Origin of the sequence: Achromobacter deleyi (assembly GCF_016127315.1) — a bacterium.
GTDB classification, from domain to species: Bacteria; Pseudomonadota; Gammaproteobacteria; order Burkholderiales; family Burkholderiaceae_B; genus Achromobacter; species Achromobacter insuavis_A.
In genome coordinates, this window is record NZ_CP065997.1 from 1439095 (window position 1) to 1454314 (window position 15220).

Genomic DNA, 15220 nt, shown 5'->3' on the forward strand with positions numbered 1-15220 from the left:
TTTGCGCGGCGGGCTGGCTCAGCCTCGCGGCCACATGTCGGAGGCGCCGATATCGGGTTCGCGCGCGGCCAGCAGCCGCTCGTGGATCCAGGCGGCGATCGCCAGGGTGTGATGGTCGTCGTAGCGCTTGCCGATCAGTTGCAGGCCCACCGGCAGGCCTTGCGGGCCGGTGGCGAAGGGCAGGTTCAGGCACGGCAGGCCGAACAGGGTCCAGGCGCGCGAGAACTGCGGGTCGCCCGTGCCGAGGTCGGCGAACGGCGCTTCGCCGCTGGCGGCGGGCGCGAGCAGCACGTCGTACTTGTCGAACCAGCCGTCCACGCGGGCGCGCGATTCGGCGGCCCGCGCCAGGTTCCTGATGTGCTCTTCGGCGGTGATCTGCGCGCCGGCCTCGAGGATCGCCTGGATCTTCGGGCTGAGCTGCGCGGCGTGCTCCAGCCGTTCATAGGCCAGCGACTGCGACGACTCGAACGCCATGATGTCGGCGTGCAGCTGCACCAGCATGCAGTGTTCCGGCGGCAGCGGCACTTCTTCGACGTGGGCGCCGGCGCGCGACAGCGTGGCGGCGGCCTGCGCGAAGGCTTCCTTGGTCTCGGACTGGGCATGGCGCCACTGCAGGCTGCGGTACATGCCGATGCGCGGCTTGGCGTCGTAGGCGAGGTCCAGCAGGCGCGGATCGCGCATCAGGACGGAAGCGAACAGGGCCACGTCCGGCACCGAGCGGGCGAAACCGCCCACGGTGTCGAGCGATTCGGCCAGGCTCTTCACGCCGGCCCGCGGAATCGCGCCGAAGGTGGGCTTGTAGCCGACGATGCCGCAATACGAAGCGGGGCGGATGATGGAGCCCGCGGTCTGCGAGCCCAGCGCGAACGGCACCATGTCGTCGGCCACCGCCGCGGCCGAGCCGCTGGAGGAGCCGCCGGGCGTGTAGGCCTCGTTGCGCGGATTGCGCGTCGGCCCGGCCTGGTAGGTGGCGAATTCGGTGGTGACGGTCTTGCCGATGACGATGGCGCCGGCATGGCGGCACAGCGCGACGGCAGCTGCGTCCAGTCCGGGGTGATGGCGCTCGTAGATGGGTGAACCGTAGCGCGTCGGCAGGTCGACGGTGTCGAACAGGTCTTTCACGCCCAGCGGCAGGCCGTGCAGCGGGCCGCGCAATGCGCCCCGGTCGAGGGCTTCCGCGTGATCCAGGGCGGCCTGTTTCTGCAGCGCCGTCCAGGCATGGATGGTGTTTTCGCGTTGTTCGATGCGCGCAAAGCAGGCCCGCACCAATTGCACCGCAGTCAATTCGCGCCGTTGCAGCTTGCGCGCCGCTTCAAGCGCGCCAAGTCTGTTTAAGGCAGTAGACATGATCCTTTCCTCTATCCCGGTGCCGTGCGAGATGCACGGTACTGACTTCCGCACCCGGTCCCCTTGACCTGGGGTTTATCCCGATCCGGCTGGCGGCATGATGCCGGCCGGTTGTGACAAACCCAGCCATTGTGCGCGTCGCGCCGCGCCTTGGCTTTGTGTTGTTGCGTCGTTAACAGCATAGCGCAAACCCGTGCAATACAAAGGTCATATTTGTCTTGTAAGATGAAAACGTTTTCAGCAAACCGGCAGCAATGTAGCCATGGCATCGCGCCCATCGCCCCGCTTTTCCATCATCGAGGTTGCCCGCAAGGCAGGGGTGTCGCCCGCGACGGTTTCGCGCGCATTCAACCAGCCGGACATCGTCCATCCCGACACGCTGGCGCACATCCGCGCCATCGCCAAGCGGGCGGGCTTCCGGCCCAACCGCGTCGGCCGCAGCCTGCGGTCCGGCAGCACCCGCACCATCGGCCTGATTCTGCCGACGCTCTCCAATCCGGTGTTCGCCGAGTGCTTCGAAGGCGCGGAACGGCGCGCCCGCGAGTCCGGCTACAGCGTCATGCTGACCGCCACCGGCTACGACCCGGCGGTGGAATCGGCGGCGGTCCAGGGACTGATCGACCACCAGGTCGACGGCCTGATCCTGACCGTGGCGGACGCCGCGCGCAGCACCACGCTGGACGACCTGGACAGCGCCGGCATGCCCTACGTGCTGGTCTACAACGAGTCCGCCGCCCACCCCTATGCGTCTGTCGACAATCGCGCCGCGGCCATCGACATGGTCTCGCACCTGGCCGCGCTGGGACACCGGCGCATCGCCCTCGTGACCGGCCCGCTGACCGCGTCGGATCGCGCGCGCCGCCGCCTGGCGGGCGCCCGCGCCTGCGCCAAGAAGCTGGGGCTGGAGCCGATCCAGCACATCGCCATGAGCTCGCACACCGGCAGCGACGCCGACGCCCTGAAGGGCGCGCTGCGCGGCAAGCAGGCGCCCACGGCCCTGTTCTGCTCGAACGACCTGCTGGCCACGGCGGTCATCGCCGACCTGGTGGCGCTGGGCCTGTCGGTACCGTCCGATATTTCGGTCTGTGGCTTCGACGGCATGCGCTTTGGCGCCTTGCTGACGCCGCCTCTGACGACCGTGGCGCAGCCCAGCGACGGCATCGGCCAGTCCGCCTGCTCCAACCTGCTGGCGCAGATCCACGGCCAACCGCCGCAATCGAGCCGGCTGCCGCACTGCATCGTCGTGGGCGGCACCGCGGCGCCCGTGCGCCGCTGATTTCCCCTTTTCGAATTCCGACACAGACACGCGCCATGCTCATCGCACAGATCACCGACCTGCACATGCGCACCCCGGGCGACAAGGCCTACGGCATCATCGATCCCGCCGCCTTCCTCGGCCCCGCGGTGCGCGCCCTGAACGCCCTGACGCCGCGGCCCGACTGCGTGCTGATCACCGGCGACCTGACCGACCTGGGCAAGGCGCACGAATACCAGGCGCTGCGCGAGCAACTGCACGCGCTTGAAATCCCGTATTTCCTGCTGCCGGGCAATCACGATGACCGCGCGCAATTGCGCGCCGCCTTTCCGGAACATGCCTACCTGCAAGGGCAGGGGCCGTTCATCCAGTACGCGGTCGAGACCTATCCGCTGCGCCTGCTGGCGCTGGACACCGTGGTGCCGATGAAAAGCCACGGCGAGCTGTGCGAGGCGCGCCTGGGCTGGCTGGCCGCGCGCCTGGCCGAGCAGCCCGACCGGCCGACGCTGGTGCTGATGCACCATCCGCCGTTCCAGACCGGCATCGAACACATGGACGCCATCGGCCTGCTGGCCGGCGGCCCGGAACTCGAACGCATCGTGGCGCGCTATCCGCGCGTCGAACGGGTGCTGTGCGGCCACCTGCACCGCACCATCTTCCGCCGGTTCGGCGGCACCATCGCCTCGACCTGTCCGGGCACCGCGCACCAGCTGGCGTTGGAGCTGGGGCCGCGCCCGACCTTGCAATACATCATGGAACCGCCGGGCTACCAGCTGCACTGGTGGCACGACGACGCACTGGTCACCCACCATGCCGTGATTGGGGAATACCCCGGGCCGTATCCCTTCGCCTGAGTCGCGATCTCGATTACAAACACTATGCCTTGCCATATCTCCGTCATGATTGCGCTGCACAATGAAAAGGTTTTCATCGCACGCGCCGCAGACGGATCTGAAAATTAGATCTACGAGACAGCATGTCATCCATCGTTCTGGATAACCTCACCAAGCAATACGGTGGCGCGGCCGCGATCCACGGCGTCAGCTTCACCGTGCCGGCCGGCAGCTTCACCGTGCTGCTGGGCCCCTCGGGCTGCGGCAAGTCGACCACCCTGCGCATGATTGCCGGGCTCGACACGCCGACCTCGGGCACGATCCGCATCGGCGACCGCGACGTGACGCAGTTGCCGCCCGCCAAGCGCCGCATTTCCATGGTGTTCCAGTCGTACGCGCTGTTCCCGCACCTGTCGGTGCGCGAGAACATCCTGTTCGGCCTGAAGGTGCGCAAGGAACCCGCCCGCGACTACGACCGCCGCCTGCAACGCGTGGCCTCGTTGCTGGGCCTGGGCCACCTGCTGGACCGCAAGCCGTCGCAACTGTCGGGCGGCCAGCAACAGCGCGTGGCGCTGGGCCGCGCGGTGATTTCCGAAGCGCCGGTGTGCCTGATGGACGAGCCGCTGTCCAACCTGGACGCGCAGCTGCGTCATGAAATGCGGCGCGAGATCCGCGCCTTGCAGCAGGACCTGGGCATCACCATGGTGTACGTCACGCACGACCAGACCGAGGCCATGAGCATGGCCGACCAGGTGGTGCTGCTGCGCGGCGGCCAGATCGAACAGCACGATACGCCCGACGGCCTGTACGCCCGTCCGGCCAGCGAATTCGCGGCGCGCTTCATCGGCACGCCGCCCATGAACCTGATCAACCTGATGCCGCTGCAGGGCGCCACCGTGATCGCCGGCACCCATGGCCCGGCCATCGCCGGCGCGCCGGAAGGCGCCGCCAAGCTGGGCGTGCGCCCCGAGCACATCCGCATCGACGGCGACGGCATCGCCGCCACGGTGGAAAGCGTGGAGTACTTCGGCGCCGATTCCATCGTGGTCTGCCGCATCGGCGACAGCCGCGGCGTGGCGGTGCGCGTGGGTGGCCACCTGCGGGCCCGCGCCGGCGAGGCGCTGCGCCTGTCGTGGCCGCACGAGCAACAGCATTTCTTTGCCGCCGATTCGGCGGTCATCAACACCGTCGGGCGCTGAAGACGCCCAATCCACAGGAAAGGAAACGCAATCATGCGACGCATCGTACTCAAGACCCTGGCCGCCAGCCTTGCCGCCGCCTGCCTGTCGCTGCCCGTGCAGGCGCAGCAAAAGCCCGTCGAAGTGGAGTTCTACTACCCGGTCGCCGTGGGCGGCCCGATCACCAAGATCGTCGACGACATGGTGACGGACTTCGAAAAGGAAAACCCCGGCATCAAGATCAAGCCGATCTACGCCGGCTCGTACCAGGACTCGATCGCCAAGGCCCTGACCGCGCTCAAGGGCGGCACGCCGCCGCAACTGGCCGTGCTGCTGTCGACCGACATGTTCACGCTGATCGACGAAGACGCCATCGTGCCGATCGACGGCCTGGCCAAGAGCGACGCCGACAAGAAGTGGCTGGGCGGCTTCTACGACGCCTTCATGCAGAACAGCCGCAGCGGCGGCCACACCTGGGGCGTGCCGTTCCAGCGTTCGACCATCGTGATGTACTACAACAAGGATCTGTTCAAGGCCGCCGGCCTGGATCCCGAGCGCGCGCCCGCCACCTGGGCCGAGCTGGTCGAGTACGGCAAGAAGCTGACGAAGCAGGACGCCAGCGGCAACACCACCCAGTGGGGCATCGAGATCCCGTCGGGCGGCGCCTTCGCCTACTGGCTGTTCCAGGCCCTGACCACGCCGAACGGCGCGATCCTGATGAACGAGGCCGGCAACGAGGTCTACCTGGACAAGCCCGCCGTGGTCGAGGCCGCGCAGTACTGGCGCGACCTGTCGGCCAAGCACAAGGTCATGCCCACCGGCACCATCGACTGGGGCACCACGCCCAAGGACTTCCTGGAAAAGAAGGCCGCCATCATCTGGACCACCACCGGCAACCTGACCAACATCCGCAAGAACGCCGACTTCCCGTTCGGCGTGGCGATGATGCCGCAGCAAAAGCGCGGCGGCAGCCCGACCGGCGGCGGCAACTTCTACATCTTCAAGAGCGGCACGCCGGAACAGCAGCAGGCCGCGCTCAAGTTCGCGCAGTGGGCCACCACGCCTGAACGCGCCGCCGACTGGAGCATCGCCACCGGCTACGTGGCCGTGACGCCCGCCGCCTGGCAGACCGAGAAGATGAAGAAGTACGCGCAGGAAGTGCCGGCCGCCGCCGTGGCGCGCGACCAGCTGCAAGTGAGCGTGGCCGAATTCTCGACCCACGAGAACCAGCGCGTCACCAAGACCCTGAACGACGCGCTGCAGGCCGCGCTGACGGGTTCGAAGACGCCGCAGCAGGCGCTGACGGACGCCCAGCGCGAGGCCGACCGCATACTGCGTTCCTACAAATAAATCCGCAAGCACGATGAGCCGCTCTTTGAATGCGCTTTATGGCTGGCTGCTGTTGCTGCCAGCCATCGTGCTGCTCGCCGCGTTCACGCATTACCCGGCGCTGGCGACGCTCTGGCACAGCTTCTATTCGACCCCGAAGGGCGCGCGCCCGGCCCGCTTCGTCGGGCTGGACAACTACGCCGTCATGCGCGACGACCCGGTGTTCTGGCAGTCACTGTGGAACAACCTGTGGTTCGCGCTGGGCACCATTCCGACCTCGATCGGCATCGCGCTGGTCATGGCGCTGTGGGTGAACCGCAACCTGCGCGGGCGCGGTTTCCTGCGCATGGCGTACTTCACGCCGACGGTGCTGCCGATGGTGGCGGTGGCCAATATCTGGCTGTTCTTCTACACCCCGCAGTACGGCCTGATCGCGCAGGTGATGCAGCTGTTCGGCTCGCCCGGCCCCAACTGGCTCGGCAACCGCGAAACCGCGCTGCCGGCGCTGATGCTGGTGACGGTGTGGAAGGAATCCGGCTTCTTCATGATCTTCTACCTGGCCGCGTTGCAGACGGTGTCGCCGTCGCTGCGCGAGGCGGCGATGCTGGAAGGGGCCTCGCGCTGGCAGTACTTCCGGCGCGTGCTGTGGCCGCTGCTGATGCCGACCACGCTGTTCGTGCTGATCAACGCGCTGATCAATGCCTTCCGGCTGGTGGACCACGTGGTGGTCATGACCCGCGGCGGGCCCGACAACGCCAGCACGCTGCTGCTGTACTACATCTACCAGGTGGGCTTCAGTTTCTGGGACACCGCCTACGCCGCGACGCTGACCGTCGTGCTGCTGGTGGTGCTGGCGCTGACGGCGCTGATCAAGTTCCGCTGGCTGGACCGCAGGACGCACTACCAATGAAAGACAAGCTCGATACCCTGGGCGCGTGGGCGCTGGGCCTGCTGTGGATCCTGCCGCTGGCGTATGCCGTGTGGGCGGCGTTCCACCCGCCGGCCTACGCCACCCGCTTCGACCTGTTCGCGCCGCTCACGCTCGACAACTTCGCGCGCGCCTGGCAGGCCGCGCCGTTCCCCCGCTATTTCGCCAACACCTTCCTTTTGGTGACGATGGTGCTGGCGGCGCAGCTGGTGCTGTCGACGCTGGCCGGCTACGCCTTCGCGCGCTTCGAGTTCCGCGGCCGCGATTTCGTCTTCATGCTGGTGCTGCTGCAGCTGATGATCATGCCGGACGTGCTGCTGGTGGAGAACTACCGCTCCATGAGCCAGTTGGGCATCCGCGACACGGTGTTCGCCATCGGCCTGCCGTATTTCGCCTCGGCCTTCGGCATCTTCCTGCTGCGCCAGACCTTCAAGACCGTGCCGCGCGAGCTGGAAGAGGCCGCGCGCATGGAGGGCGCCAACGCCCTGCAGGTGCTGTGGAAGGTGTACGTGCCACTGGCCAAGCCGATCTACGTGGCCTACGGGCTGGTGTCGGTCAGCCACCACTGGAACAACTTCCTGTGGCCGCTGATCATCACCAACTCGGTGGAATCACGGCCGCTGACGGTCGGCCTGCAGGTGTTCTCGTCCACCGACCAGGGCATCGACTGGTCGGTGATCACCGCCGCCACGCTGATGTCGGCGGCGCCCCTGCTGATCGCCTTCCTGCTGTTCCAGCGCCAGTTCGTGCAGTCGTTCATGCGCGCCGGCATCCGCTGAGCGACGCCAGGCGCTAGGCCCGGCCCGCCAGGAAGGCCGGGTTCTGCCAACCCTGCAGGTCGCGCACCTGCTGCTGGTCGCCGGCCATCAGGCTGGCCTCGCGCTGCAAGGAGGCCTGCAGCGACGACTGGTGCGCCTCCAGCTGCTGGCGCGACCAGCCGGAGAAATCCGCCTGCCGCTCGCCCGCCTGCGCCGGGCTGTGCAGGGCCTGGTACATGGACAGCAGCACATCGTGCTCGTTGGCCAGCGGGTTGAACACCGGCTGCGCCCGGTCCGCGACGAAGCGGACGCGCAATTCGGTGCCGCCCCGCGCATCCAGCGCCGTCTCGAACTGCATGCCGCGCGCGCCCTCGGGAAAACCGCGCCGGTGATCATCCAGCGTCAGGCGGCCCGGCTCGCCGCCGCTGTCGCCGGCCATGGCGCCGGTATAGGCCGACGGCGCATGCATCAGGAAGCTGTACAGCTTGCGGTCCGGGTCGGCCACCGACAGGCTGCCGTCGGCGTTGCGGGTGACGGCCGGATCCTGGCCGTTGCCGCCTTCAGCCGCGGCGGCGAAATACCAGGCCATGGCGCGCGCCGTGGTCAGGTTGGCGGTGACCGCGACCTGCTGGATGCCTTCGCCCACCGCGACGGCGCCGAAGGCCGGCTGGCCATTGGCGCGCAGGGCCTGCGTGAGATTCTCGCCGATGTGCATCTGGCGGCGCACGTCGGCCAGCCCTTGCGAGGCGCCGGCGTCGGTGGCGCGCTGCATCACCCGTACATCGATGCCATCACGCACGATGCCGCCGTCGCGCGGCGACGCCAGCAGGCCGAGCGCGGCACGGCCGGCCCCCTGGGTGTAGGCCAGCTCGCTCTTGCCCGCGGCGCGCCGCTCCAGCAGCCGCCCCGGCACGTTGGGCAGGTCGGACAGGAAGCGGCCGACGCTGGACAGCCCGCGCGCGATCGAACCGAAAAAGGACTGGAACGCCGACTTGGCCCGCGCCGCCAGGCCCAGCGTCTGCGCGCGCGCCTGGCCATCGCCCAGGGCGACCGGATGGCGCAGGGCGGTGCCTTGCGCGGCATCCGATGGCGCGGTCTTGAGCGCCTCGCCCACTTGCGCCAGTTCGCGTTGCAGCGCGTCCATGCGCGGCGCGCGTTCCAGCGACACCAGCAGGGTGCGATCGGTGGCGGTCTGGCGCGACTGTTCCTGCGCGATCAGGTTGTCCAGTTCCTTGAACTGCGGTTGCAGCGATTGCAGGGTGCTTTCGACCAGGCTGAGCGCCCCCCGATTGGTCGCCAATTCGGGGAAGTCGCGCAGCGCGGTCAGGCCCAGGTAGGCGCCGCCGAGCACGGCGGTGGCGTTGATACCGATGCCGGTCGGGGTCCACCCCATCGGCGAGGTGACGATGCTGGTGGCCGTCGGGATCGCCACCGCCGCGGTGGTCCATCCCAGCGTGGTCAGCCCGGCCGACATGGCGCCGCGCGCCTGGTGGTTCCAACGCGACAGCGTGTCCCAGTTCGACAGCGTCGGCGCATTCAGCCGCTCGCCATCGGGCACGCGCAGCGCGTCGCCGCCCATGCGGCGCAGTTGCTCGTTGAGCTTGGCCATTTCCAGGTCGATCTTGCCGGCGACCTCGCCGGCGCGCGCCAGGTTGCGCTCGGAGACGGTCTGGCTGGGCGCGACGCCGGAGCCTTCGGCCACTGGCGTGCCGCCACCCGGCAGATAGGCGCGGACCGTGCTCGCCACCGTCGACACGGTGCTGGCCACGGTCGACGTCACCGCGCCGAGCGCGTTGCCGCCCAGGGCCATCATGCGGCTCAGGATGCCGTCCTGCTGCTGTTGCGTCTGCTGCGCGACGGCCTCGCGGGCCGGCGTGGATCCGGTCTCGACATTCAGGCCCGGATCGCCGATGTCTCCCAGCAGCGCGGACAGCGGCAGGATCTCCACGTCGTCCAGCGAGGACGGCCCCGTCGATCCGACCGGCCCGTCCGGCAGCGCCTGCCGTTCCAGTTGGCGGGCGTTGTAGGCGGCGACGCCATCGTCGTCGCAATCGAAGAACTCGTCTTCGCCGTCATCCACCTCGGTCAGCGTGTCATCGTCCTCGGTGTCGGTGCGGACCTCGTCACCGGCGCCGCCGTCGGCGCGCACCTCGGCGTCGTCATCGACGGGGTCACCGTGCATGGCAAAGGTGAACGCCTCGGCGGCCTCCCAGAAGGCCGACAGCGCGCCGCTGAACCAACCCCGGCTCTGCGCCGCGTCCTCGCGCAACGCGCTGGTGCCGCCTTCGCCGACGGCCACCATCGTGCCTTGCAGCCCGCCCTGGCCGGGTTGGGGCGACGCCTGCGTCCCGGCGGTCTTGCCGGTCGCGTTGTCCTGCGGAGGGGGCAGCTCGCCACCGGCCACGCGGCCGGCATTGGGATTGATGAACATGGCGGCGCTCCCGGTCAGGCGGCGAGTTGCGGCAGTTCAGGCGTGACGCGGCCCTGCACCACGTCGCGCCACAGCAGCCCGACATCGGCAAAGGCATCCAGCGCGGCGGCCAGCGCCGGCGCGTCGCACAGGGCCAGCGGCGCACGGGCGCACAGCACCACGACCCCGGTGCCCGCCTGCAGGCCGAGCGTGCAGCCGCCCGTGCCCACCCACAGGGCGTTGGCTTCGAGCATCAGCTGCAGCAGCCTGTCGCGCGCGACCTGCGGAGCCGGCCGTCCCAGCGTGGCGAAGAAGGCGATGTCACCGGCGTCGGCATCGCCTTCGACGGACAGGCCGACCACGATGTCGGCGATGACCAGTTCCTGGTTGGCCAGGAAATCCTCGACCGGCGACAGGCCGGCGAGGCGCGCGTAGTCTTCGAGCAGCGTTTCATAGCGGGACATGGGAAGGCTCCTGTCGCAAAGCGGATTCAGCGGGGACCGGCGGGGTGACCCAGCCCTTGGTCGATGGCGGTTGCCCAGGCGCTCGAGGCCTCGGCCAGGTCGCGCCAGGCTTGCGCCAGGCGCTCGGGCGGCAGATCCAGCGGCTGGCGGCTGGCCAGCACCAGATGGCCCGATTGCTGCAGGCCGAGGGTGGCGCCGCGGGTGGCGGGACCGAGGGTGTTGGCCTGCAATAGCAACGGCAGCAGGCCCGCGGGCGGCTCGGCCGGCAGCGGTTGCGCGCCGACGCGGCAGGCGCCCTGCATGGCGCCGCCCAGGCCGTCGTCGACATACGCCAAGGCGATGGCGGCGCCGTCGATGACGAGTTCCTGGCGGTCGGCCAGCGCCGGCGCATCGACGCCGATATGGATGGCGAGGTCGGCCAGGGCGGCGTGATAGCGTGCTTCGGACATGGGCGTAGGGCTCCAGCGCGGGGTTGGCGGGATCAGGCGCGCAGATGCAGCATGGCGGCGCCGGCGTCCGTGGCGGGCGGCGACGCGGGCCGCGTCAGTTGCGCGGCCCAGGTCTGGGCGTCGACGCAGAGACTGGCCAGCAGGGCGTCCAGCGTGGCGGCGGTCAGGGAACCGATGCGCCGCGCCGCGCTGAGCATCACGGTGTCGTCGCCGCGCAGGCCCAGCGTGGCGCCATGCGTGCCGGCCCACAGGTTGTCCGCCCGCAGCAGCAGCCGGCAGACCGCCACCGGGACACCGGCAGGAAAGCGCGCCACGTCGGCGCGGCACAGCAGCCGGCCGTCATCGGCAGGGCGGTCGGGCCCGGCGGGCTCGAACCACAGGCTGATGGCGCGCCCGCCGATGACGACGGCCTGTGTCCGCGCCACGTCGGCATGGGCCGGACGGCGGCGCGCGTAGGCGTCCAACAGGGCGAGATAACGATCCTGGCTCATGTCACGGCTTCCGCGTAAAGGGGATGATCGGCGGGGGGGATGATCGGCGGATGGCGCGAGGCCACCCTCGCCCATGAGTAACGGGCAGGCCGGAATGGTTCCGTGACAGCGGACGCGGCGGAGCGGGCGGGTTGGGTTGGGGCCAGTGCGCGGCCGCGAAGCGCCCAAAGAAAAAGCCGGATTCGGGATCGGATCCGGCTTCGGGGACGGGGCGGCGGGCGCCGCCCGGTCAGTAACCGACCGTCAGGCCGGGCAGGTCCACGGTGATGCGCGGGCGCTCCAGCGCCAGCGCCAGGTGCTCGGCGAACTCGCGGGCTTCCTTGGCGTCGGTGGACAGGATGTCGTAGCCCAGCGCGTCGGCCACGCCCAGCACCTTGTCCAGCAGCAGCACCTTGCCGCTCGGGCGCAGGGGTTCACAGCCCAGGGTTTCCCAGGCGCCGTCGAACCAGTCGCGGGCGTCGTTCTGGCGCTGCGGGCTGGGTTCGACGTTGGCCGACAGGTCCAGCGAACGCCGGGTGTCGAAAACGATGGTGATGTCGCTGCGCATGGCAGGGATTCCTTGAAATGGCGTCAGCCGCAAAGGGTAGGGAAAAATCGCCGGGCAGATTGTCCGTCCGGCGACATTGCCTACCAGCCGCGGGAGACTTCCCAGGTGACCTCGGCGCCGGCGGCCTGCGACTGGCGCATCATGTCCAGCAAGGGGAAGGCGCGTTCCTTCAGGCCGACCGCGCGCGCCATGGGGGCCACGGGCGCCTTGTCCTCGTCTTCCTCGTCCTCGTCGTGGCTGCCCTGGGACTCCTCGATGGCCCGCTCGATGCCCTGGATGGCCGGGCCGAGCTGGTCGGCGGTGAAAACGCCGCGCTCGGGGATCTTGTCGCCGAAGGACTTGCCCGCCGCCTGCAGCAGGATGCCGGCGTGGTCGGTCAGCATCAGGACTTCGGCCACGACCTTGGAGTGAAATGTAATCAGCATATTCCGGTCTCCCTCACTATTGAATACCTTCCATACACTACCGCAACGCCCAGGGGATGCCAACTGGCCCCCGCGGCGGGCCATGCCGGGGCGGGGGCCGCGCCCGGTGGCGGCCGCCAAATCAAGCTATGATTCAGGAGATTCCCGTGACGGCAGACGCCGCGGCGGCCGAGAATCCGGCGCCCAGGCGCGGTCGTGCCCCGAGCGGCGCGCCCGCCGGCCCGATCCCGCCCCCTGGCGCCGCCGGCGGGCCCGTACGCGCCCCCGGCCCGACGCCTTCGTCACCCACCCAGAACTTCTCCAGACGCCCATGCTCCCCGAGCAACAAAAACAGCTTATTTCCCTGATCCAGGCCGCGGTTGCGCAGAGCCTGCCCGACGCCCGAGCCACCGTGCTGCTGGAGCGCCCCAAGGTCGCCGCCCACGGCGACGTCGCCACCAACGTGGCCATGCAGCTGGCCAAGCCGGCCAAGCGCAACCCGCGCGAACTGGCCCAGGCCATCGTCGAGGCGCTGCTGGCGCAGCCCGGCGCCCGCGATCTGGTGGAAAGCGCTGAAATCGCCGGTCCCGGCTTCATCAACCTGCGCGTCACCGCCGCCGCCCGCCAGGCCGTCATCACGGCCGTGGCCGAACAGGGCGAGGCCTTCGGCCGCTCGCCCCGCAGCGGCGAGAAGATCCTGGTGGAATTCGTGTCCGCCAACCCCACCGGCCCGCTGCACGTCGGCCACGCCCGCCAGGCCGCCCTGGGCGACGCCCTGTGCCGCCTGTACGACGCCATCGGCTGGGACGTGACCCGCGAGTTCTACTACAACGACGCCGGCAACCAGATCGAGAACCTGGCCATCAGCGTGCAGGCGCGCGCCCGCGGCTTGACGACCGACTCGCCCGAGTGGCCCGCCGACGGCTACAAGGGCGACTACATCGTCGACATCGCCCGCGACTTCCAGGCCGGCAAGACCCTGCAGGCCTCGGACGGCGAGCCCGTCACCGCCACCGGCAACATCGACAGCCTGGACGACATCCGCGCCTTCGCCGTGGCCTACCTGCGCCGCGAGCAAGACCTGGACCTGCAGGCGTTCGGACTGAAGTTCGACAACTACTACCTGGAAAGCTCGCTGTACACCTCGGGCCGGGTCGAGGCCACCGTCAAGGCGCTGGTCGCCGGCGGCCATACCTATGAAGAAGGCGGCGCGCTGTGGCTGCGCACCACCGAACTGGGCACGGGCGACGACAAAGACCGCGTCATGCGCAAGAGCGAGGGCGGCTACACCTATTTCGTGCCGGACGTGGCCTACCACAAGGCCAAGTGGGAACGCGGCTTCCACCGCGCCGTGAACATCCAGGGCAGCGACCACCACGGCACCGTGGCGCGCGTGCGCGCCGGCCTGCAGGCGCTGGAAGAAGGCATCCCCAAGGACTACCCGTCGTACGTGCTGCACAAGATGGTCAAGGTGATGCGCGGCGGCCAGGAGGTCAAGATCTCCAAGCGCGCCGGCAGCTACGTGACCATGCGCGACCTGATCGACTGGGTCGGCCGCGACGCCGTGCGCTACTTCCTGATCCAGCGCCGCGCCGACACCGAATTCGTGTTCGACGTCGACCTGGCGCTGTCCAAGAGCGACGAGAACCCGGTCTATTACATCCAGTACGCCCACGCGCGCATCTGCTCGGTCATCAACAACGCCGCCATGCCGGCGGCGGACGTGGCCGCGGCCGATACGTCCCTGTTGACCGCCCCGAGCGAATTCGCGCTGATGCAGCGCCTGGCCGAATTCCCCCACGTGGTGGCGCTGGCCGCCCAGGAACTGGCGCCGCACCACATCGCCTTCTGGCTGCGTGACTGCGCGTCGGACTTCCATGCCTGGTACAACGCCGAACGCGTGCTGGTCGACGACACCGCGCTCAAGCTGGCGCGCCTGCGCCTGGCCGCGACCACGCGCCAGGTGCTGGCCAACGGCATGGCGTTGATGGGCGTGTCCGCCCCCGAGCGGATGTAACATCGGTACATGGCCACCAAGCGCAAACCCACCCGCCGGTCAGGCGAAAGCGGCAGCACCCTGTACGGGGCGCTCGCCGGTCTGCTCCTCGGATTGATCGTGGCCGCCGTCGTGGCGTTCTACGTCACCAAGGCGCCCGTGCCCTTCGTCGATCGCGCCACCCGCCAGGGCGACGCCGGCAAGCTGCCCGACCCGCGCCAGGCGCCGGACCCCAACGCCGGCCTGTATGGCCGCGACGGCGCCGCGGGTTCGTCGCCCACCGGCCCGACCGCCACGGCGCCGGCGCCGCTGCCGGGCGCCGGCACCGAGCCGTCGCGCAAGCCTGACGACCTGGGCGCGCTGATCGCCACCCTGCCGACCTCCAACAACACCCCCGCCGCCGCGCCGGCCGCGACCCCGGCGCCCGCGCCGGCCGCCAGCGCGCCGCCCACGCCCATCGCCAAGATGGCGCCGAGCCCGGCGCCCGCGGCCAAGGCGCCGGTCGCCAGCGCCGCCCCGACGGCGTCGGCCAGTGGCTCGTACTACCTGCAGGCCGGCGCCTTCCGCGGCCAGGACGACGCCGAGTCGCTCAAGGCCCGCATCATCCTGCTGGGCCTGCCGGTGGCGGTGCAGAAGGCCGAGGTCAACGGCAAGCCGATCAACCGCGTGCGCGTGGGTCCGTTCGCCCGCCTGGACGACATGAACCGCGCCCGTGGCCGCCTCGGCGAAAACAAGATTGAAACGGCGGTGGTGCGCCAGTAACACGGCGCCCCCATCATGGTTTTTGATTGAACTAATCCGGGCCTGGCCCTGTCTGTAACCTCTTTGTTC

15 protein-coding genes are annotated in these 15220 nt (G+C 69.4%); 8 read left to right on the forward strand and 7 right to left on the reverse strand.

Going from position 1 to position 15220, the window contains the following annotated elements; translation table 11 throughout:
* Window positions 1-18 precede the first annotated feature (18 nt).
* A complete protein-coding gene (locus tag I6I07_RS06495) occupies window positions 19-1347 on the reverse strand; it encodes an amidase (RefSeq protein ID WP_198486050.1) in 1329 nt (442 codons plus the stop codon).
* A 262-nt stretch (window positions 1348-1609) separates the two neighbouring features.
* Here I6I07_RS06495 and I6I07_RS06500 point away from each other — a divergent pair, with 262 nt between their 5' ends.
* From I6I07_RS06500 to I6I07_RS06525, 6 genes are all read left to right on the forward strand, one after another.
* Window positions 1610-2623, forward strand: coding sequence for a LacI family DNA-binding transcriptional regulator (locus I6I07_RS06500; protein ID WP_198486051.1), 1014 nt, complete (start codon window positions 1610-1612; stop codon window positions 2621-2623).
* Between the two features lie 35 nt (window positions 2624-2658).
* Entirely contained in the window at window positions 2659-3456 is a 798-nt protein-coding gene (locus I6I07_RS06505) for a phosphodiesterase (RefSeq protein ID WP_198486052.1), read from the forward strand.
* Between the two features lie 122 nt (window positions 3457-3578).
* A complete protein-coding gene (locus I6I07_RS06510; protein WP_198486053.1) occupies window positions 3579-4634 on the forward strand; it encodes an ABC transporter ATP-binding protein in 1056 nt (351 codons plus the stop codon).
* Window positions 4635-4667: 33 nt separating this feature from the next.
* Window positions 4668-5963, forward strand: a complete 1296-nt coding sequence (locus I6I07_RS06515; protein ID WP_006392277.1) for an ABC transporter substrate-binding protein — start codon at window positions 4668-4670, stop codon at window positions 5961-5963.
* A 13-nt stretch (window positions 5964-5976) separates the two neighbouring features.
* Window positions 5977-6852, forward strand: coding sequence for a carbohydrate ABC transporter permease (locus I6I07_RS06520; RefSeq protein ID WP_035359840.1), 876 nt, complete (start codon window positions 5977-5979; stop codon window positions 6850-6852).
* Window positions 6849-7649, forward strand: a complete 801-nt coding sequence (locus tag I6I07_RS06525) for a carbohydrate ABC transporter permease (protein ID WP_006386977.1) — start codon at window positions 6849-6851, stop codon at window positions 7647-7649. The genes I6I07_RS06520 and I6I07_RS06525 overlap by 4 nt, the downstream gene beginning before the upstream one ends.
* 13 nt (window positions 7650-7662) lie before the next feature.
* On the opposite strand, the gene I6I07_RS06530 is transcribed toward I6I07_RS06525, so the two are convergent.
* From I6I07_RS06530 to I6I07_RS06555, 6 genes are all read right to left on the reverse strand, one after another.
* Entirely contained in the window at window positions 7663-10059 is a 2397-nt protein-coding gene (locus I6I07_RS06530; RefSeq protein ID WP_198486054.1) for a hypothetical protein, read from the reverse strand.
* Window positions 10060-10073: 14 nt separating this feature from the next.
* Window positions 10074-10502 (reverse strand): type III secretion system chaperone, encoded by a 429-nt coding sequence (locus I6I07_RS06535; RefSeq protein ID WP_006392274.1) that lies wholly within the window; start codon window positions 10500-10502, stop codon window positions 10074-10076.
* A gap of 26 nt (window positions 10503-10528) precedes the next feature.
* A complete protein-coding gene (locus I6I07_RS06540) occupies window positions 10529-10951 on the reverse strand; it encodes a type III secretion system chaperone (RefSeq protein WP_198486055.1) in 423 nt (140 codons plus the stop codon).
* A 32-nt stretch (window positions 10952-10983) separates the two neighbouring features.
* Window positions 10984-11442 carry a type III secretion system chaperone gene (locus I6I07_RS06545; protein WP_198486056.1) on the reverse strand — a complete coding sequence of 153 codons (459 nt, stop codon included), beginning with the start codon at window positions 11440-11442 and terminating at the stop codon, window positions 10984-10986.
* A 229-nt stretch (window positions 11443-11671) separates the two neighbouring features.
* Complete coding sequence (locus I6I07_RS06550) at window positions 11672-11989, reverse strand: hypothetical protein (RefSeq protein WP_006386976.1); 318 nt, start codon at window positions 11987-11989, stop codon at window positions 11672-11674.
* An 80-nt stretch (window positions 11990-12069) separates the two neighbouring features.
* Window positions 12070-12414 carry a DUF1840 domain-containing protein gene (locus tag I6I07_RS06555; RefSeq protein ID WP_198486057.1) on the reverse strand — a complete coding sequence of 115 codons (345 nt, stop codon included), beginning with the start codon at window positions 12412-12414 and terminating at the stop codon, window positions 12070-12072.
* A gap of 310 nt (window positions 12415-12724) precedes the next feature.
* Between I6I07_RS06555 and argS the strand changes: the two genes are divergently transcribed.
* Window positions 12725-14410, forward strand: a complete 1686-nt coding sequence (argS, locus tag I6I07_RS06560; RefSeq protein WP_198486058.1) for an arginine--tRNA ligase — start codon at window positions 12725-12727, stop codon at window positions 14408-14410.
* A gap of 9 nt (window positions 14411-14419) precedes the next feature.
* A complete protein-coding gene (locus I6I07_RS06565; RefSeq protein WP_198486059.1) occupies window positions 14420-15151 on the forward strand; it encodes an SPOR domain-containing protein in 732 nt (243 codons plus the stop codon).
* Window positions 15152-15220 lie beyond the last annotated feature (69 nt).

What these genes read in the sequence shown, in the direction of transcription:
- I6I07_RS06525 (WP_006386977.1), top strand. Translation starts at nt 6,849, where the DNA reads ATGAAAGACAAGCTCGATACCCTGGGCGCGTGGGCGCTGGGCCTGCTG.
- I6I07_RS06565 (WP_198486059.1), top strand. Translation starts at nt 14,420, where the DNA reads ATGGCCACCAAGCGCAAACCCACCCGCCGGTCAGGCGAAAGCGGCAGC.
- I6I07_RS06535 (WP_006392274.1), bottom strand. Translation starts at nt 10,502, where the DNA reads ATGTCCCGCTATGAAACGCTGCTCGAAGACTACGCGCGCCTCGCCGGC.
- I6I07_RS06530 (WP_198486054.1), bottom strand. Translation starts at nt 10,059, where the DNA reads ATGTTCATCAATCCCAATGCCGGCCGCGTGGCCGGTGGCGAGCTGCCC.
- I6I07_RS06510 (WP_198486053.1), top strand. Translation starts at nt 3,579, where the DNA reads ATGTCATCCATCGTTCTGGATAACCTCACCAAGCAATACGGTGGCGCG.
- I6I07_RS06545 (WP_198486056.1), bottom strand. Translation starts at nt 11,442, where the DNA reads ATGAGCCAGGATCGTTATCTCGCCCTGTTGGACGCCTACGCGCGCCGC.
- I6I07_RS06495 (WP_198486050.1), bottom strand. Translation starts at nt 1,347, where the DNA reads ATGTCTACTGCCTTAAACAGACTTGGCGCGCTTGAAGCGGCGCGCAAG.
- I6I07_RS06515 (WP_006392277.1), top strand. Translation starts at nt 4,668, where the DNA reads ATGCGACGCATCGTACTCAAGACCCTGGCCGCCAGCCTTGCCGCCGCC.
- I6I07_RS06555 (WP_198486057.1), bottom strand. Translation starts at nt 12,414, where the DNA reads ATGCTGATTACATTTCACTCCAAGGTCGTGGCCGAAGTCCTGATGCTG.
- I6I07_RS06550 (WP_006386976.1), bottom strand. Translation starts at nt 11,989, where the DNA reads ATGCGCAGCGACATCACCATCGTTTTCGACACCCGGCGTTCGCTGGAC.
- I6I07_RS06500 (WP_198486051.1), top strand. Translation starts at nt 1,610, where the DNA reads ATGGCATCGCGCCCATCGCCCCGCTTTTCCATCATCGAGGTTGCCCGC.
- I6I07_RS06540 (WP_198486055.1), bottom strand. Translation starts at nt 10,951, where the DNA reads ATGTCCGAAGCACGCTATCACGCCGCCCTGGCCGACCTCGCCATCCAT.
- I6I07_RS06505 (WP_198486052.1), top strand. Translation starts at nt 2,659, where the DNA reads ATGCTCATCGCACAGATCACCGACCTGCACATGCGCACCCCGGGCGAC.
- I6I07_RS06520 (WP_035359840.1), top strand. Translation starts at nt 5,977, where the DNA reads ATGAGCCGCTCTTTGAATGCGCTTTATGGCTGGCTGCTGTTGCTGCCA.
- argS (WP_198486058.1), top strand. Translation starts at nt 12,725, where the DNA reads ATGCTCCCCGAGCAACAAAAACAGCTTATTTCCCTGATCCAGGCCGCG.